Annotated in this window: 22 protein-coding genes; 6 read left to right on the forward strand and 16 right to left on the reverse strand. The window is 63.7% G+C overall.

The window, feature by feature from the left end; genetic code table 11:
• The first annotated feature begins 1 nt into the window (after position 1).
• Both BLR51_RS22655 and BLR51_RS22660 read left to right on the forward strand, forming a co-directional pair.
• On the forward strand, positions 2 to 826 hold the full coding sequence (locus tag BLR51_RS22655; RefSeq protein ID WP_089851312.1) for an ABC transporter permease: 825 nt from the start codon (positions 2 to 4) through the stop codon (positions 824 to 826).
• On the forward strand, positions 823 to 2424 hold the full coding sequence (locus BLR51_RS22660; RefSeq protein ID WP_242656816.1) for an ABC transporter ATP-binding protein: 1602 nt from the start codon (positions 823 to 825) through the stop codon (positions 2422 to 2424). Before BLR51_RS22655 ends, BLR51_RS22660 begins: the two co-directional genes overlap by 4 nt.
• Here BLR51_RS22660 and BLR51_RS22665 read toward each other — a convergent pair.
• Complete coding sequence (locus BLR51_RS22665; RefSeq protein WP_165616903.1) at positions 2421 to 2867, reverse strand: globin domain-containing protein; 447 nt, start codon at positions 2865 to 2867, stop codon at positions 2421 to 2423. The two genes, BLR51_RS22660 and BLR51_RS22665, sit on opposite strands and share 4 nt — an antisense overlap.
• Positions 2868 to 2998: 131 nt before the next feature.
• Entirely contained in the window at positions 2999 to 3736 is a 738-nt protein-coding gene (locus BLR51_RS22670; RefSeq protein ID WP_089851314.1) for a response regulator, read from the reverse strand.
• A gap of 238 nt (positions 3737 to 3974) precedes the next feature.
• Between BLR51_RS22670 and BLR51_RS22675 the strand changes: the two genes are divergently transcribed.
• The gene (locus tag BLR51_RS22675; RefSeq protein WP_165616904.1) at positions 3975 to 5756 is read left to right on the forward strand and encodes a calcium-binding protein; all 1782 of its coding nucleotides are present in this window, start codon (positions 3975 to 3977) and stop codon (positions 5754 to 5756) included.
• Here BLR51_RS22675 and BLR51_RS22680 read toward each other — a convergent pair.
• Positions 5746 to 7656 (reverse strand): hybrid sensor histidine kinase/response regulator, encoded by a 1911-nt coding sequence (locus BLR51_RS22680; protein WP_165616905.1) that lies wholly within the window; start codon positions 7654 to 7656, stop codon positions 5746 to 5748. The two genes, BLR51_RS22675 and BLR51_RS22680, sit on opposite strands and share 11 nt — an antisense overlap.
• Positions 7657 to 7788: 132 nt before the next feature.
• On the opposite strand from BLR51_RS22680, the gene BLR51_RS22685 reads away from it, so the two are divergent.
• Positions 7789 to 8058 carry a hypothetical protein gene (locus BLR51_RS22685; RefSeq protein WP_089851280.1) on the forward strand — a complete coding sequence of 90 codons (270 nt, stop codon included), beginning with the start codon at positions 7789 to 7791 and terminating at the stop codon, positions 8056 to 8058.
• A 7-nt stretch (positions 8059 to 8065) separates the two neighbouring features.
• Here BLR51_RS22685 and BLR51_RS22690 read toward each other — a convergent pair whose 3' ends face one another.
• Genes BLR51_RS22690 through osmF form a run of 4 tightly spaced genes read right to left on the reverse strand, consistent with a single transcriptional unit; the run spans position 8066 to position 11766 of the window.
• Positions 8066 to 8812: an ABC transporter permease gene (locus BLR51_RS22690; protein ID WP_089851282.1), complete on the reverse strand. Its 747-nt coding sequence runs from the start codon at positions 8810 to 8812 to the stop codon at positions 8066 to 8068.
• On the reverse strand, positions 8803 to 9738 hold the full coding sequence (locus BLR51_RS22695; RefSeq protein WP_089851284.1) for an ABC transporter ATP-binding protein: 936 nt from the start codon (positions 9736 to 9738) through the stop codon (positions 8803 to 8805). The genes BLR51_RS22690 and BLR51_RS22695 overlap by 10 nt, the downstream gene beginning before the upstream one ends.
• Positions 9735 to 10898 carry an ABC transporter permease gene (locus BLR51_RS22700; protein ID WP_089851285.1) on the reverse strand — a complete coding sequence of 388 codons (1164 nt, stop codon included), beginning with the start codon at positions 10896 to 10898 and terminating at the stop codon, positions 9735 to 9737. Before BLR51_RS22700 ends, BLR51_RS22695 begins: the two co-directional genes overlap by 4 nt.
• A gap of 4 nt (positions 10899 to 10902) precedes the next feature.
• Positions 10903 to 11766 carry a glycine betaine ABC transporter substrate-binding protein OsmF gene (gene osmF, locus BLR51_RS22705; protein WP_230794599.1) on the reverse strand — a complete coding sequence of 288 codons (864 nt, stop codon included), beginning with the start codon at positions 11764 to 11766 and terminating at the stop codon, positions 10903 to 10905.
• Positions 11767 to 12062: 296 nt separating this feature from the next.
• On the opposite strand from osmF, the gene BLR51_RS22710 reads away from it, so the two are divergent.
• On the forward strand, positions 12063 to 13040 hold the full coding sequence (locus BLR51_RS22710) for a calcium/sodium antiporter (RefSeq protein ID WP_089851288.1): 978 nt from the start codon (positions 12063 to 12065) through the stop codon (positions 13038 to 13040).
• Positions 13041 to 13397: 357 nt separating this feature from the next.
• Here BLR51_RS22710 and BLR51_RS22715 read toward each other — a convergent pair whose 3' ends face one another.
• On the reverse strand, positions 13398 to 13919 hold the full coding sequence (locus BLR51_RS22715; protein ID WP_089851290.1) for a DUF3280 domain-containing protein: 522 nt from the start codon (positions 13917 to 13919) through the stop codon (positions 13398 to 13400).
• An 87-nt stretch (positions 13920 to 14006) separates the two neighbouring features.
• Between BLR51_RS22715 and BLR51_RS22720 the strand changes: the two genes are divergently transcribed.
• Positions 14007 to 15071: an AraC family transcriptional regulator ligand-binding domain-containing protein gene (locus BLR51_RS22720; protein ID WP_165616906.1), complete on the forward strand. Its 1065-nt coding sequence runs from the start codon at positions 14007 to 14009 to the stop codon at positions 15069 to 15071.
• On the opposite strand, the gene BLR51_RS22725 is transcribed toward BLR51_RS22720, so the two are convergent.
• The 8 genes from BLR51_RS22725 to BLR51_RS22760 all read right to left on the reverse strand — a co-directional run bounded on the left by BLR51_RS22725 (position 15036) and on the right by BLR51_RS22760 (position 23201).
• Positions 15036 to 16772, reverse strand: a complete 1737-nt coding sequence (locus tag BLR51_RS22725) for an AIPR family protein (protein WP_089851294.1) — start codon at positions 16770 to 16772, stop codon at positions 15036 to 15038. The two genes, BLR51_RS22720 and BLR51_RS22725, sit on opposite strands and share 36 nt — an antisense overlap.
• Positions 16773 to 17007: 235 nt before the next feature.
• Complete coding sequence (locus BLR51_RS22730; protein ID WP_089851296.1) at positions 17008 to 19179, reverse strand: KAP family P-loop NTPase fold protein; 2172 nt, start codon at positions 19177 to 19179, stop codon at positions 17008 to 17010.
• 274 nt (positions 19180 to 19453) lie between these two features.
• Positions 19454 to 19675, reverse strand: a complete 222-nt coding sequence (locus tag BLR51_RS22735) for a hypothetical protein (RefSeq protein ID WP_089851298.1) — start codon at positions 19673 to 19675, stop codon at positions 19454 to 19456.
• A gap of 109 nt (positions 19676 to 19784) precedes the next feature.
• Positions 19785 to 20558, reverse strand: coding sequence for an N-acetylmuramidase domain-containing protein (locus tag BLR51_RS22740; protein ID WP_242656817.1), 774 nt, complete (start codon positions 20556 to 20558; stop codon positions 19785 to 19787).
• Between the two features lie 3 nt (positions 20559 to 20561).
• Positions 20562 to 21002 (reverse strand): hypothetical protein, encoded by a 441-nt coding sequence (locus BLR51_RS22745; protein WP_089851300.1) that lies wholly within the window; start codon positions 21000 to 21002, stop codon positions 20562 to 20564.
• Positions 20999 to 21190, reverse strand: a complete 192-nt coding sequence (locus BLR51_RS22750) for a hypothetical protein (protein WP_131821868.1) — start codon at positions 21188 to 21190, stop codon at positions 20999 to 21001. The genes BLR51_RS22745 and BLR51_RS22750 overlap by 4 nt, the downstream gene beginning before the upstream one ends.
• On the reverse strand, positions 21183 to 21401 hold the full coding sequence (locus tag BLR51_RS22755) for a hypothetical protein (protein ID WP_089851304.1): 219 nt from the start codon (positions 21399 to 21401) through the stop codon (positions 21183 to 21185). The genes BLR51_RS22750 and BLR51_RS22755 overlap by 8 nt, the downstream gene beginning before the upstream one ends.
• A gap of 15 nt (positions 21402 to 21416) precedes the next feature.
• A complete protein-coding gene (locus BLR51_RS22760; protein WP_089851306.1) occupies positions 21417 to 23201 on the reverse strand; it encodes a hypothetical protein in 1785 nt (594 codons plus the stop codon).
• Positions 23202 to 23525: the final 324 nt, after the last annotated feature.

The raw sequence follows: 23525 nt of genomic DNA on the forward strand, positions 1-23525 counted from the left end.
GATGACCGTGACGACCACCCTGAAATCCGCCCCGCCCACCGCATGGTTCGGCATGGCCGTGGTGGCGCTGACCATCGTCGTGGCGCTTGGCGCGCCATGGATCGCCCCCTATGCCGAGACCGAGATCGTCGGCGCGCAGTTCCAGCCATGGAGCGCCGCGCATCCGCTCGGGACCGACAATCTGGGCCGGGACATGCTGTCGCGCATGATCTTCGGCGCCCGCAACACCGTGGGGCTGGCGATGCTGACCACCGGCATGGCCTTTGCCGCGGGGTCGGTGCTGGGCATGCTGGCGGCGCTGCGCGGCGGCTGGACCGACCAGCTGCTGTCGCGCGCCATCGATGTGGTGATGGCGGTGCCGCCGCTGATCCTTGCGCTGATGATGCTGGCCATCGTCGGCGCGTCAATCCCCAACATGGTGGCGGTGATCGCCTTCATCTACATCGCGCCCGTCTACCGGCTGGCACGGGCGGCGGCGATGAATGTCGTGCGGCTTGATTTCATCGAGGCGGCCCGCCTGCGCGGCGAAGGCACGCTGTGGCTGATGCGGCGCGAGGTGCTGCCCAACATCGCCTCCACGCTGATCGCGGAATTCGGGCTGCGCTTCTGCTTCGTGTTCCTGTTCATCGCGGCGCTGTCCTTTCTGGGCATCGGCATCCAGCCCCCCACGGCGGACTGGGGATCCATGGTCAAGGACAACGCGACGCTGATCACCTTCGGAGACGTGACACCGCTGATCCCGGCAGGGGCCATCGCGCTGCTGACGGTGGCGATCAATTTCATTGTGGACTGGATGCTGCATCGCGCCAGCGGGCTGAAGACATGAACAAGACCCCGATGACCCCCCTTCTGGAAATGCGCGGCCTGCGGCTGGAAGCCGGGCCGGTGAAATCCCCGACCGTGATCCTGCACGGGCTCGATCTGACGCTGCGGCGCGGCGAGGTGCTGGGGCTGGTGGGCGAAAGCGGCGCGGGCAAAAGCTCTGCCGGGCTGGCGGCCATGGGCGTGGTGCGCGACGGCGTGCGCTTTGCCGGCGGGTCGGTGCGGTTTGACGGGGTCACGCTGACCGATCTGTCGCCCGCGAAGCTGCGCAGGCTGCTGGGGCGGCGCATGGCCTATGTCGCGCAGTCGGCGGCGGCAAGCTTCAATCCCGCGCATCGCGTGCTGGATCAGGTGACCGAGGCGCCGGTGCTGCATCAGACCGCCTCCCGGTCGCAGGCGCAGCAGGAAGCGATCGCGCTCTTCCGCCAGATGCAGCTGCCCGATCCCGACCAGATCGGCCTGCGCTATCCGCATCAGCTGTCGGGCGGCCAGCTGCAGCGGGCGATGACCGGCATGGCCATGGCCTGCCGCCCCGATCTGATCGTGTTCGACGAACCCACCACCGCGCTGGACGTCACCACCCAGATCGAGGTTCTGGGCGCCATGCGCGACATCGTCGAACATTTTGGCACCGCCGCGATCTACATCACCCATGATCTTGCCGTGGTCAGCCAGATGGCCGACCGCGTGATGGTGATGCGCGACGGGCGCGAGGTGGAAACCCAGCGCACCCGCGAAATCCTGTCCGACCCGCAGCAGGACTATACCCGCTCGCTCTGGGCCGTGCGCAGTCTGGAGCGCCCGGCAAAGCCCGCGGACACGCCGCCGCTGGTGGAATGCCGCGACCTGACCGCAGCCTATGGCGAGGTGACGGTGCTGAAGGACGTGTCGGTCCGCCTGCCCACCGGACGCACCACGACGGTGGTGGGTGAAAGCGGCTCTGGCAAGACCACGCTGGCGCGGGTGATCGCGGGGCTGCTGCCCCCCGTCTCGGGCGAGGTGCTTTGGCAAGGCCAGCCGCTGCCGCCGGACTATGCCCGCCGCGATCCCGCGCTGCTGCAGGATATCCAGATGATCTATCAGATGGCCGATACCGCGCTGAATCCCCGCCACACCGTGCGCGAGACCCTGACCCGCCCTGCCCGGTTCTGCCGTGGCCTGTCGGGCCGCACGCTGGAGGCGCGGGTGCGCGAGCTGATGGATCTGATCGAGATGCCGCCCGGCCAGTTCCTTGACCGCCGCATCCCCGAGCTGTCGGGGGGGCAGAAACAGCGGATCGGCATTGCCCGCGCGCTGGCCGCCGAACCGAAATTCCTGATCTGCGACGAGGTGACCTCGGCGCTGGACCAGCTGGTCGCGCAGGGCATCCTGCGCCTGCTGATGCGCCTGCAGGACGAGCTTGACCTGACGCTGCTGTTCATCACCCATGATCTGGCGACGGTGCGCGCCGTCGCCGATCAGGTGGTGATCATGCAGCAGGGCCGCATCGTCGAACAGGGCCCGCGCCAGCAGATCTTTGACAGCCCGCAGCAGGCCTATACCCGCCGCCTGCTGGATGCGGTGCCGCAGATGGATCCGGACTGGCTGTCCCGCGTGCGCTAGGACGCGGCCTTGGCAAGTCGCTCTGCGCGGGGGGCCGCAGACAGCAGGCCCTGCCGCATCAGATCGGCCAGCGCGCCGTAAAGGCTGGTCCAGACCTGCCGGGCACGGGCGTCAAAGGCGGCGCCCAGCCACTGCTCCAGCACCTGCAGCAGCGCCGCCCCCACCGGCGCGAACTGATCGGGCCGCACGCCATAATCGGCATGGCGGGCGCCCAGCGCGATCACCGCCGGGGCCAGCGTCTCCGCCCGGTCCAGATGGTCCATGGCGAAATGCAGGACCGCCATCAGCTTGCGGCCCTGATCGGCCGTGTCGCGCGGAAAATAGGCGCGCAGATCGGGCGCGAGGGCAAAGAGGTGGTCGTAGAAGGCCGCCGAAAACGCCTCCTCCTGACCGGACAGGGCGGCGAAATGGTGCCGCACGAGGCGGATGTCATCAGGGGTCATCGGCATTCCTCCGGAACGGGACGGGGCGCGGGATGCGCCCCCTGCACGGTCCGGTATAGGCGGGGCTGCTGCCTTGCCGCGTGTCACGCGGGGGGTGCCCCTGTCGCAATTGTCGCAGCCGCCGCGTGGCGTCACAGATCGCCGGGTTCGAACATGTAACCTTCGCCGCGCACGGTGCGCAGCACGCGGGGATGGGCGGGATCGACCTCGATCTTCTTGCGCAGCCGGGCGATGCGGTTGTCCACCGACCGGTCATAGGGATCCCACTGGCGGTTATGGGCGAGTTCGAGGATCTGGTCGCGGTTCAGCACCCGGCGCGGATGGGTGGCGAAGACGTAAAGCAGATCATATTCCATCGCCGTCAGCGGCAGGCCCTTGCCCGCATCGTCAAAAAGCTGGCGTTCGGCCAGATCGAACACGCATCTGCCAAAGCGCATCCGCTCCGGCGGGCGGCCATTCACCACCACCGGGCTCATCGTGCGGCGCAGCACGGCGCGGATGCGGGCGCGCAGCTCGGCCAGCTCGAACGGTTTGGGCAGGTAATCATCCGCCCCCATTTCCAGCCCCACCACCTTGTCGGAAAGCGAGCCCATGGCGGTCAGCATCAGGATGGCGCAGTGATGGTCGGATTTCAGCCAGCGCGCCAGCGACAGCCCGTCCTCGCCCGGCATGTTCAGATCCAGCAGCACCAGATCGGGCCGCAGCTTCGGCACGAGACGGCGCAGCGTCGCCCCGTCGATGGCCTGCTCCACGGCATAGCCCTGCATGGCGACAAATTCCACCAGCGTCTCGCGCATGTCGGGATCGTCGTCGCAGACGATGATCCGCGCCTTTTCGCCCTGCGGGGGATGGCCTGCGCGCAAGGACATGGATCAGGCCTCCCAAGCTGTTGGTTATGCGGCGAAGGCTAGCCCAGCCCTGCCCGCTTTGCACCTGTCCGCAGCGCCGTTGCGACAATTGCGACAAAGATTCCGCCCCGGTCGCTGCATTGCGGCGCAGGGCAGCCCGCACGGCCCCGCGACAATTGCGACATATCCGCCGCCGCCGCGTCGCAGAAACGCGGGCGAAAGGCCCCAGAACGCCGGGACCGAAACCAAGGAGGCAGCGATGCCAAAGACACTCATCACACTGGAACCCTTCGTCACGAATACCTTTGACCCGACGGACGGTCTGATCGATCTCGACTACGAGGTGCATGGCGGCACCAAGAACGACAGCATCAAGACGCTGGACGGCAATGATCTTGCCTATGGCGGTGCGGGCAACGACTCCATCTGGAGCCTGTCAGGCTCTGACACCTTTTATGGCGGCGCGGGCGATGACCGGATCTGGCAGTCCTCCCACAAGCTTCTGGTCTACAGGAAACTCGTGGCCCATGGCGAAGAGGGCAATGACACGATCAGTGGCGCAGACGGCGATGACAAGCTCTATGGCGGCGCTGACAATGATGACCTTTATGGCTCGTGGGGTGCCAACTACCTGTCCGGCGGCACTGGCAATGACACGATCTGGGGCGGAGCCGACGCTTTGGCAGACACGATGGTCGGCGGCACCGGGGACGACGTCTTCGTGTTCACCGGAGATTTCCAGTCCGACAAGATCTACGAGGATCCGGCGGGCGGCCATGACACGCTGTATGTGCAGCCCGGTGCCCATCTTACCCTTGCCGATTACGTCGAAGACCTGATCGTGGCGGCGCCGGGATCGGCCTACAACACCGGGCAGGTGTCGCAGTATTTCAGCTCGATCCTGACCGGCAACGCGATGGCCAACACCATCTCCACCCTCGCGGGCTGGGACACGCTGAAAGGCGGCGCGGGCAATGACAGCCTCAGTGCCGGTGCAGGGCATGACGTGCTCTATGGCGGGGCGGACAATGACCTGCTGCTCGGTCAGGAGGGCAAGGATACGCTATACGGCGAAAGCGGCCATGACACGCTGCAGGGCGGCAGCGGCGAAGACCGGCTTTATGGCGGCACCGACGGGGACACCCTGTCGGGCGGCACCGACAATGACACGCTCTGGGGGGAGGATGGCGACGACCTGCTCGACGGCAACGAGGGCACCGACGTGCTTTATGGCGGCGCGGGTCATGACCGGCTGACCGGCAGCGGCAAGGATCTGCTGCAGGGCGGGCTGGGCAATGACACCTATCACGTCGACAGCACGGCGCAGATCCTCGAATCCTTGAACAGCGGGACCGATACGGTGATCACCAAGGCCACCAGCCTGTCGCTTGCCGCCAATGTCGAGAACCTGACCTTCGACACCGCCTCCCACCATACCGGCACCGGCAATGCCGGGGCCAACGTGATCGAGGACACAGGCTGGTCCGGGCAGGCCAAGGCGAACTCCACCTTCTACGGCCTTGGCGGCAATGACACGCTGAACGGCGGCGACGGCAGCGACAAGCTTTACGGTGGCGGCGACCACGACACGCTGAGGGGCGAGGAAGGCAGCGACCGTCTGGAAGGCGGCGCAGGCAATGACCTGCTCTATGGCGGCGAGGGCGACGACCTGCTGGCCGGTGGCGCGGGTCAGGACAAGCTCTATGGCGGCGAGGGCGCCGACCGCTTCGTCTTCTACACCGCGTCGGATTCGGCGGGCGCGACCTATGACAAGCTTGTGGGCTTCGACTTCGGAGCGGACAGGATCGACCTCTCCTCCATCGATGCCAACAGCCTGCTGGCGGGCAATCAGGCGTTCAGCTTCTCTGTGGACAAGCCCTTCTTCACCAGCGCCGGGGATCTGTGGACCGAACTGGGTGGCGCCGGGATCAAGATCTTGGGCGACACCAATGGTGATGGCGTGGCCGATTTCCAGCTTGTGGTCTATGGCATCGGCAATCCCTATGAGGTGGACTTCGAAGCCGCAGATTTCATCCTGTAACCACGCCGCCCTGCGCGCCCAGTTCGGCCAGCACGGCGCGCAGGCTTTCCAGATCGAAGGGTTTGGCCAGAACCGGACGCCCGGCGCGGCGCAGGATGTCCTGTGCCGCGCCGCCCAGAACATCGCCGGTCACAAAGGCAAGCCGTGCCACCGCCAGCGGATGTGTGGCGGCCAGCACCTCCAGAAACCCTGCCCCGCCCATGTCGGGCATCCACAGATCGGCAAGGATCACGTCAAACTCGCGCGCGGCCAGAGCGGCAAGCGCGCCGCTGGCGCTGGTGCGCATCTCGGCGCGGTGCCCCAGCACCCGCAGCAGATCCGCCAGCGCCTCGGCCACCTCGGCCTCGTCATCGACGATCAGCACCCGCCGCGCGTCGGCACCGGGCGGGGTCGCATCCGCGGCGGCAGGCTCCGCGCTGTCGGCCTCGATCCACGGCAGGGTGATCCGGAACCGCGCCCCGCCCGGCCCCGGCACCACCTCCAGCGTGCCGCCATGGCCTTCGATCATCGCGCGGGAAAAGGACAGGCCCATGCCGGTGCCCTTGCCCTGCTCTTTCGTGGTGAAGAACGGCTCGAAGATGCGGCCCCGCAGCGCCTCGGTCACGCCCGGCCCGCTATCGGCCACCTCCAGCCAGAGGCTTGCGCCCTGCGCGCCCAGACCCGTCGACAGGGTCAGGACACGTTCGGCCCCCTGCGGCAGCGGCTCCATGGCCTGCAGGGCGTTCAGCACCAGATTCATCACCACCTGATGCACCTGATCGGGATCGCCGGTGGTGGGCGGCAGGTCCGGGGCGAACTGGCGCCGCAGTTCGATCCCGGTGGCGCGCAGCTGATAGGCCAGAATGTCGATCACCTGCTCCACGATCACATGCAGGCGGATGGTCTCGCGCAGCGGCGGGCGCTGCCGGGCCAGCGACAGGAAGGTCTGCACGATGCGCACGCAGCGGTCCGCCGCGCGCCCGATGCGGCTGGCGCGGGCGGCAAGCGCGGTGCCTTCGGTTTCCATGCCCAGCATTTCGGCCTGCGCCTTGACCACGGCCAGCGGGTTGTTCAGCTCATGCGCGACCCCGGCCAGCAGCTTGCCAAGCGCGGACAGCTTTTCGCTTTGCAGCAGGGCCCACTGGCTGCGCTGCACCTCTGCTGCCGCCAGCTTCAGCTGGGTGATGTCGATGTCGAACCCGCCGATCCGCCATTCGCGCGCCGCCTCCGACCACATCGGGAAGCGCAGCACCAGCGTCCAGCTATAGGCGTCGCGCCCGTCCAGATATTCCTCCAGCGCCAGCGGCCTGCCGGTCTCCAGCACCTTGGCGTCATTCTCGCGCACCATCGCCGATTCCTCGGGGCTCAGCAGCTCGTCAGCGCTGCGGCCAAGGATGGATTCAAGCGGCTGGCCGAACACCCGGGTAAACTCCGGATTGGCCATGATGTAGCGCCCCGCGCCATCCTTCAGATACATGCCGATCGGCGCGTGATCCATGAAGGCGCGCAGCCGCGCCTCGCTGTCGTCGCGCGCGGCCTCGGCGGCGCGTTCGCGGGTCAGATCGCGCAGCGAAGCGGCGAAATGGCGGGCACCCCCGGTCAGGACTTCGCTGATCGACAGCTCCACCGGAAACAGCTCGCCGCTGGCGCGCATCGCCTCGATCTCGACCCGGCGGTTCAGCACATGCGGCACGCCGGTGGCCATGTAGCGGGTCATGCCGTTCTGATGGGCGGCGCGCAGATGCGGCGGCACGATCAGATCGGCGATGGACCGGCCAATGGCAGCGTCGCGCGGATGGCCAAAGATGGATTCTGCCGCCGGGTTGAACTCCACCACCCGCCCCGCCTCGTCGACGACGATAATGGCGTTGAGCGAACTGCGCACGATGGCGGCAAGGAGTGTGTCCGGATGATCCGCCAACCGAAGCTCCCGCGCCATTGCGACAATCGCGACACTTCCCCGCCCCGCCCGCGCACAGGCCGCGACGGGACGCGCGCAGATTACCCGGCATCACACGCGGGTCAAGATGTCCCGCCTGACAGGAGACAGCCCATGGCCCGCACCAGCCCCCGCCCCGACCTTGCCGATGACTGGCCCGCCCCGGCCTGCTGGCGTCTGGATCCCCTGCCGGAGTCGGCCCTGCCCCGGAGTGCGCCGCACCGGTCCGGATGGCTGACAAGGCTGGTGGCGGCGCTGCTGGCCGCCGATGCCCGCCACCGCGCGGCGCAGGCCATGGACCGCCTGAGCGACCCGCAGCGGTGCGACATCGGCCTGCCGCCGCGCGGCGCGGCTGCCCCGCGCGGGGGCGCGCAGCTGTGGTAAGCGGTGCTCAGGCCGGGCGCGGCCTGCCCGGGGTCAGGCGGCGTTCCAGCTGCACCAGCGCGTCATAGATCAGCACCGCGAACAGGCCCACGATCAGCCCGCCCTGCAGCACGAAGGCGGTGTTGCTGGTCAGAAGCCCCGCGATGATGACCTCGCCCAGCGTGCGCGCGGCCACGGTCGAGCCAATCGTGGCGGTGCCAAGCCCGATCACCGCCGAAAGCCGGATCCCCGCCAGCATCACCGGCGCGGCCAGCGGCAGTTCCACCTGCCAGAGTTGCTGCCAGCGGTTGAGCCCGATGCCCCGCGCCGCCTCCATCGTGCGGGGCGGCAGGGTCGACAGCGCCGTCATGGCGTTTTCAAAGATCGGCAGCAGCCCGTAAAGGAACAGCGCCACCAGCGTGGGCCCGGTGCCGAAGCCCAGCACCGGCACCGCCAGCGCCAGCACCGCCACCGGCGGAAAGGTCTGGCCCACATTGGTCAGCGTGCGCGACAGCGGGCGAAAGGCGGCCCCAGCGGGCCGCGTCACCAGAATGGCCAGCAGCACCGCCACCACGGTGGAGGCCAGCGTGGCCACCGCCACCAGCCCCAGATGCCCCAGAGACAGCGACAAGAGCGAAGCGCGGGTATAGATCACCGGCCCGCCCTCTGGCGCGAAGGGCGCAAAGACCGGCGCAAATCCCTGCGGCCAGAGCACCAGCGCCAGCAGCAGCAGCGCAAGACCCGCGCGCAGGAGGGTGCCGTAACTTACGGGCATCGTGCCGCCTCGCGCCGCAGCGCCGCCAGCGTGACCCGGCCCATGGGCGCGCCGTCCCGCGTGACCGGCACCGCGTCGCGCCCGCTGCGCAGGCAGGCCGACAGCGCGTCGCGCAGGCTTGCCGCATCGGAGAGCGGCGCGCCCTCCGCCTCGCCGGGTTCCACCAGATCGCGCAGCGGGATCAGCGACAGAAAGCGCAGCGGACGCTCCGCCTCGCCCACCATCTCGGCCACGAAGGGCGTGGCGGGGCGCGCCACGATCTCCTGCGGCGGCGCGTATTGCACCAGCCTGCCGCCATCCATCACCCCGACCCGGTCGCCAAGGCTCATGGCCTCGTCCATGTCATGGGTCACGATCATGATGGTGGATCCCAGCTTCTGCTGGATGGCGCGCAGATCCTGCTGCGCGCGGGCGCGGATGATCGGATCAAGCGCGCCGAAGGGTTCATCCATCAGCAGCAGATCCGGGCGCGAGGCCAGCGCCCGCGCCACCCCCACCCGCTGCTGCTGGCCGCCCGACAGATCCTGCGGGTAGCGGTCGCGGAACTCCGCAGGATCCAGCCCGAAGAGCCCCAGCAGTTCGTCCACCCGCGCCGCGATCCTGTAGCGCGGCCAGCCCAGCAGGCGCGGCACGGCGGCGATGTTGCGCGCCACGGTGTGATGCGGGAAGAGCCCGTGCCCCTGAATGGCATAGCCGATGCGGCGGCGCAGCAGATGCGGGGCGGTGTCGCGCGTGGGTTCGCCATTGATGCGCACCTCGCCCGAGCTTGGCTCCACCAGACGGTTGATCATGCGCAGCAGCGTGGTCTTGCCCGAACCCGAGGTGCCGACGATGGCGGTGATGGTGCCGGTGTCCACCGTCATGGACACGGCATCGACCACGGTGGTGTCGCCATAGACCTTGGTGATGCGGTCGATCTCGATCATCTTGCCTCTCCGGGGCTGTGGCGGGTCAGATCCACCATGATGTCCATCAGGATGGCCGCCACCAGCGCCAGCGCCACGGTGGGCAGCGCCCCCAGCAGGATCAGGTCGGTCGCGGTCTGGTTCAGCCCCTGAAACACGAAGGTGCCAAAGCCGCCGCCGCCGATCAGCCCGGCAATCACCGCCAGCCCGATATTCTGCACCAGCACGATGCGCAGCCCGGCAAGGATCACCGGCAGCGCCAGCGGCAGTTCCACGCTGCGCAGCCGCTGCGCGGGCGTCATGCCCATGCCGCGAGCCGCCTCCACCGCCGCGCGCGGCGCCGCGTCGAGCCCCGCCACGGTGTTCGCCACCACCGGCAGCAGCGAATAGAGCAGCAGCGCCAGAAAGGCCGGGGCAAAGCCGATGCCCGCAATGCCAAGCTCGCGCGCGCCGGGCACGCTTGCCGCGACCCAGGACAGCAGCGGGATCATGATGCCGAACATGGCCAGCGAAGGGATGGTCTGCAGAAAGCTCAGCACCGGGATGGCCACCGCCCGCAGCGACGCGCGGCGCTGGCACAGGATGCCCAGCGGAAAGCCGATCAGCCCTGCGGCCAGCAGCGACCCCAGCGCCAGCGCCACATGCCGCGCCGCCGCGCGCTGGAACCCTTCGATCCGGGCGCGGTATTCCTGAAACACCGACAGATCCGCCAGCAGGCCGGAGGCAAACAGCGCCGCCAACAGCGCCAGCGCCCCCGCCAGAAGCCCCAGCCGCAGCCAAGGCCCCGGGCGCAGCACCGACAGCGCATCGGCCATCAGCATCATGAACACCAGAAGCAGGCACCATGCCCCTGCTGCGGGCGAGACGCGGGCAAACTCCCCCGCCTCGGCCAGCAGGCGGGGCGCTGCATGGCCCAGAAGCCCCAGCAGCGCGCCAAGCCCCAGAAGGCTGCCCAAGAGCCGCGCCCATGGCCAGCCACCGCGCAGGCCAAGCCCCAGCGCCAGCGCCATGGCGGCCAGCGCCGCCGCCGTGGCCCATGGTCCGGCCACCTGCCACAGCGCCAGCCCCTGCCCCGCCACGATGCGGTTGGCGCTGAGCGTGGCGAAGGGCAGCGCCATGGCGCCAAGCCCCAGCACCGCAAACAGCAGCCCCGGCGGCGACAGACCGCTGCGCAGGCTCATGCCGTCAGTCCAGCACGCCGGTATCGGTCAGATACTGCCGCGCCACCGCCTCGGCGGGCTCGCCGCCCACCTGAATGCGCCCGTTGAGCTGCTGCAGCGTCGCCATGTCCAGCCCTTCGAAGATCGGGCCCAGCACCTCGGGGATGGCGGGATATTCCTCCAGCACGGCGGCGCGCAGGATCGGCGCGGGCTCGTAAACCGGCTGCACGCCCTTGTCATCCTCCATCACCACCAGCCCGGTCGCCCCCACGCCGCCATCGGTGCCATAGACCATGGCCGCGTTCACGCCCGAAGTGCCGCGCGCCGCCGCCTGAATGGTGGCTGCCGTGTCGCCGCCCGACAGGATCACGGTCTGGTCTTCGGAGAGATCAAAGCCATAAGTCTCCTCCATCGCGGGCAGCACCGCCGGAGACGAGACAAATTCGGTGGAGGCGGCAAGCTTCACCTCGCCGCCCTCCGCGACCCATGCGCCGAACTCGGACATGGTGGAGAGGCTGTTTTCCTCGGCCAGAGGGCCGGTCACGGCGATGGCCCAGGTGTTGTTCGCGGGCGCGGGGGTCAGCCAGACCACCTCGTTGGCTTCGGCATCCAGTTCCTTGGCGCGCTCATAGGCGGCATCGGGATCCTTCCAGACGTCGCTGTCCGCTTCGCTGAAGAAGAACGCGGCATTGCCGGTATATTCGGGATAGATGTCGATCTGTCCCGCCAGCAGCGCCTCGCGCACCACCTGCGTGCCACCCAGCTGCAGGCGGCGTTCCACCGGCAGGCCCGCATCTTCCAGCGCCAGCGCGATGATGTTGCCCAGCAGACCACCTTCGGTGTCGATCTTGGACGACACGGTGATGTCGGCCAGCGCCGCCTGCGTCATGCCAACGGTGATCCCGGCAGAAACCCCGAGGGCGGTAAAAACTGTCTTGATGCTCATGGCTCAGGGCCTCCTCGCAGAACTTTGATCGGGGAAGGTAGCGGCGCAGCCCCGCTCGGCAATGGCGCGGCGGCAACTGGTGCCGTGATCGGGGGGCGCTTCGGACACAGCTGCGACAATCTTCTGCGGCGGCGCATTGAAACCTCCCGTCCGCAGCGCCACTTAGCCCCGGGGGGCGCGGCCAGAGCCGCAGGCCGACATCATCGACCGCCGCAGAGCCGCGGCACGGGGAGCTTGGAATGCTGGATATTTGGCTGCCGCTGGTCGGCGGGCTGGTGCTGCTGATCGCCGGGGGCGATCTGCTGGTGCGCGGAGCGGTGCAGGTCGCCGAACGGCTGGGCGTGTCGCCGCTGGTGATCGGCCTGACGCTGGTGGGCTTCGGCACCTCGATGCCCGAGCTTGTCACCTCGGTGCAGGCGGCGCTCGGCGGATCGCCGGGCATCGCCTATGGCAATATCGTCGGGTCGAACCTTGCCAATATCCTGCTGATCGTCGGCATCTCCGCGATCCTGTTTCCCATCGCCGTCGCCTCCTCCGCGCTCCGGCGCGATGCCATGGTGATGCTGGGCGTGGCCGTGGTCTTTGCCGGACTGGCCTTCGTGATGCCGATGACCCGGGTTGTGGGCGCGGTCTTCGTGCTGGCGCTGGTGGGCTATATCGTGATGGCCTTCCGGCAGGAACGGGCCAGCACCGCCCATGGCGCGGTGCATGAGAAGGCCGCAGCGTTCGAAGGCGTGGACCCGGCGGTGATCCCGGGCACGCCGCGCCGCAGCGGGCTGGTGCTGCCGCTGCTGCTGTCGGTGGGCGGTCTGGTGATGGTCATTCTGGGCGGCACGTTTCTGGTCAAGGGCGCCGTGACGCTGGCGCAGTCCTTCGGCATCCCCGAAACGGTGATCGGCCTGACCATCGTGGCGATCGGCACCTCCATGCCGGAGCTGGTAACCTCGGTCATGGCGGCGATCCGGCGGCAGAGCGACGTGGCCTTCGGCAATATCGTCGGCTCCAACATCTACAACATCCTCGGCATCGGCGGCACCACCGCGCTGATCGCCCCCACCCCTGTCCCGCCCGAGATCGTGCGCTTCGACAACCTGCTGATGGTGGGCGTGTCGCTGCTGCTGGTGCTCTTCGCCGCCACCGGCCTGCGCATCGCCCGCTGGGAGGGGGCCGTGCTGCTGGCGGGATACTGCGCCTATGTCTGGACCATCTGGCCCTGACCTGCCTGCCCCCGGGAGAGGCGCCAAAGCCCGGCGCCCCTCCCGCCCTGCCTTTCGCCCGCCGCCGCAGGCAGAAGCTCTTGCACGCCCGCGGACGATCAGCTAAACGCGCCCTACCACATCGAACGGCGAGTTGGCGGAGTGGTGACGCAGCGGATTGCAAATTCGAAGCCAAGCCACTGATTTTTCACAAAATCCGATGCGGCAAACCCCCAGACAAATCGCGAACAAAGTGCGAAAGTGTGTCGCTGGATTTGGCCCAAAATCGGGGCCTGAAAGCCCGGTTTTATCGCCCGTTCCGGGGCCGCCGCAGCGCGCCAAACACCCCTGCACCGGCCCCGTCTTGGCACCCCTTTCCTACTCGATATCCAGCGCAGCCGTGCCCGGAAGCATGCGGTTGCGCATCAGCCATTCGAGCCCGCGCCGCCATGCCACGTCCGTGTTGCCCCGGATGTCGGTCTGGTACTGCGCCAGGATCTCGCCGGTGCTGGCATCCCGCTCGCGGATGATGATGGTCTGCACCAGAACGGACAGCTTCTGCACGCCGCCGGTGAAGGACCGCTCCGCCCCCAGGCTCCGCGCGATCTTGGACTCGCAGGCATTGCACCGGAACGGGTTGCCATGCAGCTCGATGTCGTCCTGCGCCGCCGCCATGTCGACGAGCTTGTAGCGCCCGCTCTCCTGCAGCAGATCTCGGAACGCGACTGACAGCATGCGGGCCCGGGCCTGCTCCGCCTCGTTGGTTGCCCCGAACTCGGCTTCCTGACTGAAGTTGATGAACTCGATATCGAAGACGGCGACGGGAAGCTGATCCGCCCGAGCGGGCGCGCCCAGCAGAAGCGCGCAGGCCAGAGCGCCAAGGAAAAGCTGATGTGACATGATGTGGTCCTCCTCCACCTAAGTCTATGCCACCGGCGCTTCCCGCATTTGCCATTTGGTGCCAAATTGATCCGGGGAGGAGAAATTGTGGGCGGCTATGTCAGATCAAGCGCGCTCGCTCCGATCCGGAGCTGCGTCGACAGGTTCGGCGGTCGCATCGACCGGGTGCTGCGGCACGCCGATCTTCCGCTCGAAATCCTTGACCGGCCCGAGCTGCCTCTACCGCTCAAAGACCATTACGCAGTCCTGCACGCCGCCGCGCGGGAAACCGGCAGCGCCCAATTCGGCGCAGAGATGGGCGCCCTCGCCCGCATGTCGATGCTTGGCCCCTATGGCAGCGGAAGCCTCAGCGCGCCTACGCTCTTTGCTGCGATTGCGCGCGCCAACACGACGCTCAACCGCATGATGCAGACCGATACCGATTTAGTGCTGCTCCGGCTGCGGGACCGCGTGAAATGGTCAATGATCTTCCACACACGCGGCACCGAGGGCCGCTTCCAGAACGAGCTTCTGGCCATGGGCTACCAGCTGGATCTGCTGCGGCATTTCCTTGGGGCATCATGGCGGCCCGCCTGCGTCCATGTCCGCACCAGCAGCCGGTCGGACGTGGCTGCCCTGGAAAGGCTGCTCAACGCGCCCGTCCGCGCCTCAGACGACACACCCGGAATCGAATTCCACCGGTCCCTGCTGTCCGCCGTGCAGCCAGAGGCCTGCGCAGAAATTCAGCCTCCGGTCGAACAGCGCGACATGCCCGCCGCGAACGATCTCGCCAGCATGACCTCCGCGGCCATCCAACTCGAGCTGGTCCGTGGTCGACCAAGCGTGGACGCCGTCGCCGCAAGGCTGCAGATGTCGAGACGAACCTTCCAGCGCAAGCTGAGCACCAAAGGCACTAGCTATGGCAGAATCCTCAAAGAAGCGCTCCTGCTTGAAGCGCAAGCCCTCCTCGCCCTGGACCATCCCATCGGCGAAATCGCTGACAGGCTGGGCTATTCAGAGCACGCGCACTTTACCCGCGCCCATCGCGAATGGTCGGGTCTCAGCCCTCAACAGCAACGTGAGATATCTCTGAGTGCAGGACAACAGAATATTCATATGGAACACCCTTCAAAAGAGTTAACCGGCCCTTTCACCTGCAACAAAATAAGATGACGTGAAACTATCAAAGAAGCTTTCGGTACGAATAAAATCTCGCACTTGCTCCCTCGTCTTAGCCGATGAAGCTGACACTAGCTTATCAATATGAGCAGAAACGCTTTCGATGAACGAAACATACGCATCATTATCAAGAACAGTATTCATGACATTCCTATGAACCCTCTCTCTTGTCTTGAGGGGTGCATCAAGAATATTTGGATGACCCCAAGATCTCCGAACAAGTGCATATATTATGTAAAATTTATTAATCGCATTGGACCTAGAGATTCTGGAAGCTCGAACGAGGTAGTCAAATTTATATAGCGCCAAAGCAGCCATATGATAGAGCTCGACACTGTGATTAGTCAGAAAAATCTTATCAGCGAACTCTTTTCGTATCCCCCTGTGATCACGTGCCGCACGGTTTGGCTGAAAGAAAAACGCCGCAGCAGCAACCTTCATTAGGTCTGAGGGCTTCATAATTCTCGTTCGTTCGATCGCAACATCACGATACTGATTCTCACGACGTTCGATGAGAATTCTTTGATCTCCATCTTGACCTGAGCAGTAAATCTCGAGATCCTTCATAAATGGAAGGAGCGCCCAAAACTGATCCTCTCGTACTTCATTTTGCTTATTGGTCCCAATTATAATTTTTGCGACAAAATCAGGATCCGAACTTCCAATCAGACGCAGAGGGACACTGATTTTATCTGCTTTGTTTCGTAGCTGAGCAAGGATATTGGTGGTCTGGCACCCGTTGACGATTTGATAATCCTCGATAGTGAACGTGTCCCCCTTACGAGATATACTTCTTGCAACAACAGTAATTCCATTGTTCTTAAATACAAAGGAGGACAAATCTCCTGCCTCTAACTCTGACAATATAGACTTGTTAATCTCAGAATTCGGATTGAAATCACGAACGTTGTCATAAAATATTGATCTCTTTATATGACGTTCACCCGTACTATTTTTCTCTCCCAGCGCCATCTCGAGAACCTGACTCGAGTTCACATATCCTATATACGCCTCCTCAATATTATCATGCTCTGGAAGGGTAATGTTCTTTGGGAAGTGAATTGAAGCAGTCGATGAATTCGTTGCGGTTCGAAATGCCTCTTGTATATCCCGCGCGCCCAAGCAAACAACATCGATAGAACCGAAGATATTCAACGACTCAAGCCTCGCATGGTGACTCGCAATTAACGCATTTATCGCGGCTGATACCTCGCCTGAGCCTGTCGTACAGAAGAAACATTTTAAATCTGGATTCGACTTGGTGGCCGCTGAAAAGACCTGGTCTCTGGCTCCAATGAGATCTTCAATCTGGTCCCCCGACAACAGCTTAAGATCCGTAAAAAAGTCATATACGGCATCTAGAAATTTAGAAATTTCTCCGTAATCAAGTTTATCAGAAGTTTTGGATTGATACATATGAAATGACCCAACATGATTCTTCCCAACTGACAGAACTGATGCCGCCTCATCCGCGTCAATACAAAGAGAACCTTGAACACTGATTGCAATACCGTCCACGCCGAATTCATTTCCTCTTAAGTGAACTCGAAACGGATCAATGTTTTCCCCCAGAACGCCATTCTCCACCGCGTATATTGACATCACTTCAAAGAAATCGCTATCGCTATACTTCTCGTTAGGATTAGCCTTTTTAAAGTCGTTAAGCTGAGCTCGAACCACTGGATTCATTGCCATATGTCTATCCTAAGTTAATTTTCACGCCAAGGGATCCTATATCAAGAAATCGCGACTTGGAACTATTATAGGGAGCTTCATTCGTAGATTCGTTAACTTAATGACGCTACGACAACTTGTCAGGTCACTCAATTGCATACAAGCTCTCACACACACTCGAAACTTAAGCTCACCGTAATTTCTTAACCGCCTGCAGCGCCGCCCCAACTCCATACCCGAATACAAATTCATATCATCAGTCGTCCGAGGCGTCTCGTCGCGCCCAGGCTGCAAGAAAACGTTTGACGATATTTTTTTGCCTGTCATCAACAGCGTCACTATTGAGAACCTGCGAAGATCGCTGCCGAAATTTCTCAATGTCAATTATTCGATTTATCCCGTCAACTTGTGCTCGATCCTGTTGACGATATACCAAATCTCCAGGCGCTCCACCAATGCCCCCCATGGCTTGGCTATAGGACTTTCCCAAGAATACTCCAGCAAGTTTGCAAACCTGCTCATCTAGCTCAAGTGCGGCATGTGTAAACCGAACGACCTCATCTGACCCCTCAGGTTTCAACTGATCCCAGTGAAAAAGTAGATGCGACGCATTGCTCCGGTCCAATAGGTCGCCTTTCTCCGCTTCCTCTCGAAGAAGCTCGAGAGACTTCTCCTGAAGTTTCTGAGCCACAACTTCTGTTGTGAGCGTATCGACCTCTAATGCAGGTTCGCGCTGGGGGTTACTGGGGTGATGATCCTGCCAGGCAGAGCTGCTAAAGTCGAGATGCCATTGTAATGGCGCGTTTTCAATAGCTCTTGCAAGAATAGCGGACCGCACATCAAGGGAGGTACGGTCCTTTAATATTGAACGAAGCAACCAGTGCAGGCGAAGCCGATTATTTCCTATCGCAAACCCTCGCTCCTCATCGCTTTCAACAAACAATTCATCCGCAATACCAAATATAGCAGTGAGCAAAACGTCACCGTGCTGAATAGAAATATTAGGCCCGTGCGTGGTGAGCTCATCGAGAAGATAGGAAGCTTTTGTTCTTCCGTTTGCTTGGGATATTAATAAGGCGTGCCGAAGACGCTCCTGCACTTCAGCGATCGTTCTTGCTTCATCTAAAAGATAATCTAGTTCAATCTGTGGAATGGTTTCCGGCGACACCGAAAACCTAAAATATGTGTCAAAATGTTCCGCAGAACAGGCACGGCGTTGTCGAGCCCATTCACGGCTTCCCGGATATATAATGTTGGCAAAAACGTTCTGTAGCTGGGGAAAGACACGCATAAGGACTTCACGGAGTCGTTGATGTTCAGCTTCAGGTTCGCTGGTTAAAAGCATCGCCGTGTATTCTAGAGAACGTTTCTCTCGCTGATCATACCGACCTGATTGCCCCGCGTTTAGGATTGCCAACTTGTTTAATCGGATCGCCCGATACAAGGATGGTCGGAAGACTCTTAGCGTTTCTAGGCTAATAAAGTCGGGAAGAAACACGTCTTTTCTTATAGGTGTCACAGTGATTGACAACGTGTTTGCCAACCTCAAAACGTCTCTAGGTGTCTTCAACTCAGGCGCGACTACTGCGTGAAACTGATTGCCCAATTCAACTGGATCAATGTTTGGCGTATTAGCAATGATGCCGTTTAATGCCTCACCCATCATTGCGTTAAGGTGAGAGCGGTCCGGCTGCGGCAGTTCAAACCCAGCCTGGATAATCTTTTCGAGATAGTGGGCACCTTCCGAAGGAAACCGCCTCGCTACTGCCTGCTCCGTGGCCTCACGATCATAGGCAAGTAGATACATGACGTTTGGAAGACGTCCCACCGACTTAATCAGACGAAAAATGACAAGCGCCTCCTCTGGGGATAAGCGATCTAGATCATCAATCACTACTAGAAATCTCTTGCCCTCCTCTAGCAAAGCAGCAGCTAGCGTCGATTGTAAGTCCTCAGTAGTTTCGCCCTGTTCAATGAAGCCGCCTAAGGCATCTAGTGTCGCGGTTGCTGCCTTCTCTCCAAGAGTCCCGGCGAACAATCCAACTGCCATTCCAGCAAGACTGCTTGCACCAGCAAGGTTCGCCCCCAACTTTCGCAGCGCTCCAGCCGCCTTCGTCCGTTCCGACAACACAGGCGAGAGGCCAGCATAGAGTTCTTTAAAGAAGCCAACCGCTATCGCATCCTCTGTGCGGTACATCCATGCTGGAAAGCTAATGATGTCTATCTCAGCTGCGTCTATATTTAGATGATGCCGAACCAAGTTTATGACGCTGCTCTTTCCTGATCCCCACGGTCCGTAAATTGCGACGACGCTGCCGTGCGGCTTGACTATGTTCCGAATACAGTCGCTAATGGCCAGGGCAAATGGATTGAACCCAAACCGATCTTGGTCAGGAGCACTAATTGGTATGTCATCGAAATTATTCATTCTGAAATCCTGCCAAGTACCAATATGTGCTCACGTCGGACAAACAACTTCCACTGCCATTGCCGTGTGAACCAATACTAAAGTTGTATATTGCAGTTCCCACTCACACCGAAGCGTGGATCACCGCCTTTTGGGCGAATTTGTCATGCAGTTTTGCACCTGGCAAGAAGTTTGCAGAAGGACAGGCTGCAAACGTAAGATCGGTAAATGATTCTCTTTCGGGCCAGACGCAAGTTCGCGCCTGACACCCGCATGCATGTCTAAAGAGGAGCTGTCACGTCTTACCGCCTGCCCCCTTCACCCAGCGCGACCAGGCGAAGGTGCCGCCGCTGAGCAAGCCGTAGAGCAGCACGGCGATGGCGAGGGAGGCGGCGTTGAGGTCGATGGTGAGCAGTCCTGCGGCCTTGTCGAAGGTGACGAAGGGCAGTGCTGCGGCAAGGCCAGCCAGCGGCAGCAGGATGAACACGCGCAGCAGCAGAGCGATTTGTCCGGTCATGGTCTTGTCCTTTCGGGATATGCGCCAGCGGCGCGGGTATAAGCGGCACGGGGCCGCGGAGAGGACCAGCGGGAGCGCTAGCCCGTGAAGGGGAAAAGCTGAGGCCGCGTCAGGCCGCCGCGTGATAGGGCGTGTCGGGGATGCGGTCCCATTTGAGGAAGGCGGTGCGGAGCTTCGTGTGGTAGCCGTGGGTGCGGTAGCTGGGGCCGTTGTAGCCCTGGGCGAACCCCGCCCAGTCGTGGCGGCGCAGCTCGTCGTCCAGCCCGGCGGCCACGATGTAATCGACCATGCCCTGCAGCTGCACATCTTCGCTTTGGGTAAAGGCCTCCACCATGGCCCGCGCGGTGGGATAGCCGATCATTTCGGCGTTGAAGCCCATCATCTGCGGCAGGCCCCACGAGGCGGAGCGGAGCGCTGCCTCCTCGTCGATCCGGATTGCGGCCAGCAGGCGCGGATAGCTGTCCTTGGGATAGGCGCGCGTGCCCCAGCGCCGATAGGCGAGGCCCTGCGCAACGGCCCGGTCACGGTCGGCGCCCGGGCCCAGCTCACGGTAGAAGACATGCGGCTCGAAGAGCATGGCCAGCCGCCCCTGTCCGTCAAAGCCCGAGCCCCGCGCCTCCACATCCATCACCGCATGCAGCTCGTCCTCGCCCACGCCGATCTGGGCGCCGATGCGCGGCAGGTCGATGTCTTTGAGGCGCCTGCCCGCGCCCGTGAAACGCACAGGCGCGATGGTGGAGGGCGCCTCTTTTGCGGCGAGGTAGTCGCCCGCTGCGCCGCGCGTCCGGGGGCCAAGGATGCCGTCCTCCGGCCCCGCGTCAAAACCGATCTCTTTCAGCGCCATCTGCAGCGCCAGCACCGCCGCGCGGTCCATCTTTGCCATGGGTCAGTCCTTTCGGGTTCGCCAGTTGCCGAGATACCGCCGGACCAGACGCGCGAAGCACCAGCCCTGCGGATAGAAGGGAGAGGCCAGCACCGACCATTTGCGGCGGTCCGGCTCCGGGATCATCGCGTGGAAGGCGAGCAGGACATGCCAGGCGCCGATGCAGAGGCCGATGTTGAACAGGCCGTTGATCCAGTCGGAACCGCTGACCAAGCCGCTCCACGCCCGCCACAGCGCCGGGTCGATCTGGAGCACCACGCCCCGCGCCGCGCCCCAGTAGAAGATCCGCAGCAGAAACACGCCAATGATCCAGCCGAGGCCGCGCGCGAAATGGCACAGCTCCTCCTTGCCCGCGTGGCGCGTCCAGAACGGCGCCAGACCGCGCAGGACCAGCGCAAGGATCGCCACCGTCGGCAGGCTCGTGATTACATTCAGGTCGGTCATTCGCCGCGCACCTCTTTCATGTCTTCGACCAGCCCCTCGAGGGCCAAGGCCGCATCCAGCCGCGCGCGGCGGCGCTCCAGTTCCCGGCGCGCCGCGTCGTAGCTCGCCTGCGCCTGTCTCGCTTCGGGCCGGGGTTTGGCGCGCGGCAGGCTGGCCGCACCAAGGAGGCGTCGGATCCACTCAGTCACGGCGCCGCTCCACATAATCGATGGCCTTCTGCATGCTGCGGATGGCCTCGATGATCTGGGCCGTGTGCTCTTTCTGGTCCTCGATCCGCGCATCCTGCGTCGCGACATACCGGCGCCAGAGCAGCAGCACCGCGCCGCCCATGCCCACCACCATGACGGCAGGCGCGCCGCCGCCGAGGGCCGTGAGCAGCTCTGTGACGTCGACGTTCATCGTCCTTGGACCTCGTCAGAGCGTCAGCACGGTTGGTGTTTCGAGGGTTCCGACCGTGCCGCTGGCGCTGACCAGGCCGGAGGTGTTGATGAACTCGCACCCGGTCCTGCGGCTGTAGGCGGCGCGGTCGGCGCTGCTGTTGGTGTTGCCGCCGACCGCGCCGGAGGCCGGGCCTTCGTTGCGGTCGCGCCAGAAGGTCACGCCGTCAAACTGCAGATCCTCGCGCGGGCCCAGCATGTTGGCCGGGCGGTTGCCGCCCACGGCGTAGCGCAGATGCGTCTCGGTCCCGACCCGGCCCGAGGCCATGCCCCAGTTCTTCCAGATGCCACCCCGGGCGCGCAGCGCGCGCATCACGCCGCTGCCGGTCGGGCGCACCACGCCATGCGCCGCGCGCAGCACATCGACGCGGTCGAGTTCCAGCGCCACGCCGTCATCAACCTCGAAACAGGTTTCCGCGCAGTCGGTCACGCTGCCGCGCAGCACCGAATCGCCGCTGATCCGCGACGCACCCACATTCACCGCCGCCAGATGCAGCGCCGTGGGTCGGTCGCCGCCCACCGTGCCCGCGCTGGCGTAAGGCTGCAGCGGCGGGCGATAGACCAGCCGCACCACCTCGCCCCCGGCCAGCGCGGGATGGTTGACCAGCGTCACGATCGGCAGGCCGTCGAGGCTGACCGCCAGCGTCCAGTGCGGATCGGTTGCAGGATCGGCCACGCTGCCCCGCGACGGCACGGCGACGTTGTCGATCCGGACGGAATTCATGTCCGCGACCCGATGGCCACCCGGCTGGCTGCCGGTGAACACCGTCTGCCCGGCACCCGCCACAAAGCTTTCGTCATGGCGCGCCGACCATTCGATCTGCACCATGTCGCCCGCCTCGGCCCCCAGCGCAAAGACCACCGTGCCCAAGGCGGCATAGGCGGTGTAATCGCTGGGATGCACCGGAAACCATTTCCCGCCTGCCAGCTTCGGATTGCGGCGGCGAATGCGGCTGATGTGGTAAATCCCGACAAGCCCGGTGATCTCGGTCTGGCCTTCCGTCATGAGCTTTTCGGTGAGCGTGCCCTGCCAACGCAGCCGACCCGCCGCGACCTGCCCCTGATAGCGCACCTGCGACCGGGGCCCGTCCGAGATCAGCGTGACGCCGCTGGCATGATCCGCCCGGAATCCCTGCCGCCCATAGCTTTCGATGATGACGTCGCGCAAATGCGTGCCGTCAAAGACCGGATCACCCCCGGCCTCCGCCTCCTCCTGCAGGATGCTGTTCGCCACCAGCCCCAGCGTCAGATTCTGTTTCTCGTTGGTGTTGATACGGCCATAAAGTTCAGAATTGGTGACCGTGAACTGCCGCGTGCCATTGCCGAAAAACAGCACGCCATTGGCGCGTGGCTGGCTGGCGCCGCGCACGAAGGTGCGGATCAGCTCGCAATGGTTGATGCGCACCGAAGAGGCCACCTCGAACCACACATCCCGCGAACAGTCATAGGCCTTGAAGCCCTCCACCGAGATATGCGCGCCGGTATCCTCGGGCTTGGGGGTCTGGCTGCGGTAGAAAACTGGCATTGTCACCCGCTCCACCTTGCCGCCCTGGATGATGACATTGCGGGAATAGCCGGTCAGCGGATTGGACCGGCCACTGGCATTATAGCCGCTGACCTTGATGGCGGCGGCCTCATAGGCGCCTGCCCCGTCGGGAAACAGCATGGCGAGCTCATGCAGATTGGTCTGCAGGCAGTCATGGATATAGGGTTCCATCACGATCACCCGGTCACAGCCCCAGGCCATGATGCCATTGCGCACGGCGCCGGTGATCTCGCCGCCCTCGCTGAAATCATGCCAGGCGAGATAGGCGTAATAGATGCCGATCAGCCCGTCATTGCCGCCCGCAAAGACATTGATCCCGCATTATTCGCCGAGCCGGCTCGGCGGCGCGCTGGAGGCGGGTTGAAGCCGTTCTTGCCGGCTTCTGGGCACCAGCTTGTTGCCGATGAGAGCTACGCATCCCGGTTTGGTTGAGAGAGTGGACGAGACGACATCCTTTGGATGATTTCGCCCTTTGGATCGGCCACGACTTCTGGCCGCCCCTGGGCGTTCATTCTGTCGGCGGCATCTGCAACTTGCTCG

The sequence above is a fragment of the Salipiger marinus genome (genome assembly GCF_900100085.1).
GTDB lineage: Bacteria > Pseudomonadota > Alphaproteobacteria > Rhodobacterales > Rhodobacteraceae > Salipiger > Salipiger marinus.

What these genes read in the sequence shown, in the direction of transcription:
- BLR51_RS22655 (WP_089851312.1), top strand. Translation starts at nt 2, where the DNA reads ATGACCGTGACGACCACCCTGAAATCCGCCCCGCCCACCGCATGGTTC.
- BLR51_RS22660 (WP_242656816.1), top strand. Translation starts at nt 823, where the DNA reads ATGAACAAGACCCCGATGACCCCCCTTCTGGAAATGCGCGGCCTGCGG.
- BLR51_RS22665 (WP_165616903.1), bottom strand. Translation starts at nt 2,867, where the DNA reads ATGACCCCTGATGACATCCGCCTCGTGCGGCACCATTTCGCCGCCCTG.
- BLR51_RS22670 (WP_089851314.1), bottom strand. Translation starts at nt 3,736, where the DNA reads ATGTCCTTGCGCGCAGGCCATCCCCCGCAGGGCGAAAAGGCGCGGATC.
- BLR51_RS22675 (WP_165616904.1), top strand. Translation starts at nt 3,975, where the DNA reads ATGCCAAAGACACTCATCACACTGGAACCCTTCGTCACGAATACCTTT.
- BLR51_RS22685 (WP_089851280.1), top strand. Translation starts at nt 7,789, where the DNA reads ATGGCCCGCACCAGCCCCCGCCCCGACCTTGCCGATGACTGGCCCGCC.
- BLR51_RS22690 (WP_089851282.1), bottom strand. Translation starts at nt 8,812, where the DNA reads ATGCCCGTAAGTTACGGCACCCTCCTGCGCGCGGGTCTTGCGCTGCTG.
- BLR51_RS22695 (WP_089851284.1), bottom strand. Translation starts at nt 9,738, where the DNA reads ATGATCGAGATCGACCGCATCACCAAGGTCTATGGCGACACCACCGTG.
- BLR51_RS22700 (WP_089851285.1), bottom strand. Translation starts at nt 10,898, where the DNA reads ATGAGCCTGCGCAGCGGTCTGTCGCCGCCGGGGCTGCTGTTTGCGGTG.
- osmF (WP_230794599.1), bottom strand. Translation starts at nt 11,766, where the DNA reads ATGACGCAGGCGGCGCTGGCCGACATCACCGTGTCGTCCAAGATCGAC.
- BLR51_RS22710 (WP_089851288.1), top strand. Translation starts at nt 12,063, where the DNA reads ATGCTGGATATTTGGCTGCCGCTGGTCGGCGGGCTGGTGCTGCTGATC.
- BLR51_RS22715 (WP_089851290.1), bottom strand. Translation starts at nt 13,919, where the DNA reads ATGTCACATCAGCTTTTCCTTGGCGCTCTGGCCTGCGCGCTTCTGCTG.
- BLR51_RS22725 (WP_089851294.1), bottom strand. Translation starts at nt 16,772, where the DNA reads ATGGCAATGAATCCAGTGGTTCGAGCTCAGCTTAACGACTTTAAAAAG.
- BLR51_RS22730 (WP_089851296.1), bottom strand. Translation starts at nt 19,179, where the DNA reads ATGAATAATTTCGATGACATACCAATTAGTGCTCCTGACCAAGATCGG.
- BLR51_RS22735 (WP_089851298.1), bottom strand. Translation starts at nt 19,675, where the DNA reads ATGACCGGACAAATCGCTCTGCTGCTGCGCGTGTTCATCCTGCTGCCG.
- BLR51_RS22740 (WP_242656817.1), bottom strand. Translation starts at nt 20,558, where the DNA reads ATGGCAAAGATGGACCGCGCGGCGGTGCTGGCGCTGCAGATGGCGCTG.
- BLR51_RS22745 (WP_089851300.1), bottom strand. Translation starts at nt 21,002, where the DNA reads ATGACCGACCTGAATGTAATCACGAGCCTGCCGACGGTGGCGATCCTT.
- BLR51_RS22755 (WP_089851304.1), bottom strand. Translation starts at nt 21,401, where the DNA reads ATGAACGTCGACGTCACAGAGCTGCTCACGGCCCTCGGCGGCGGCGCG.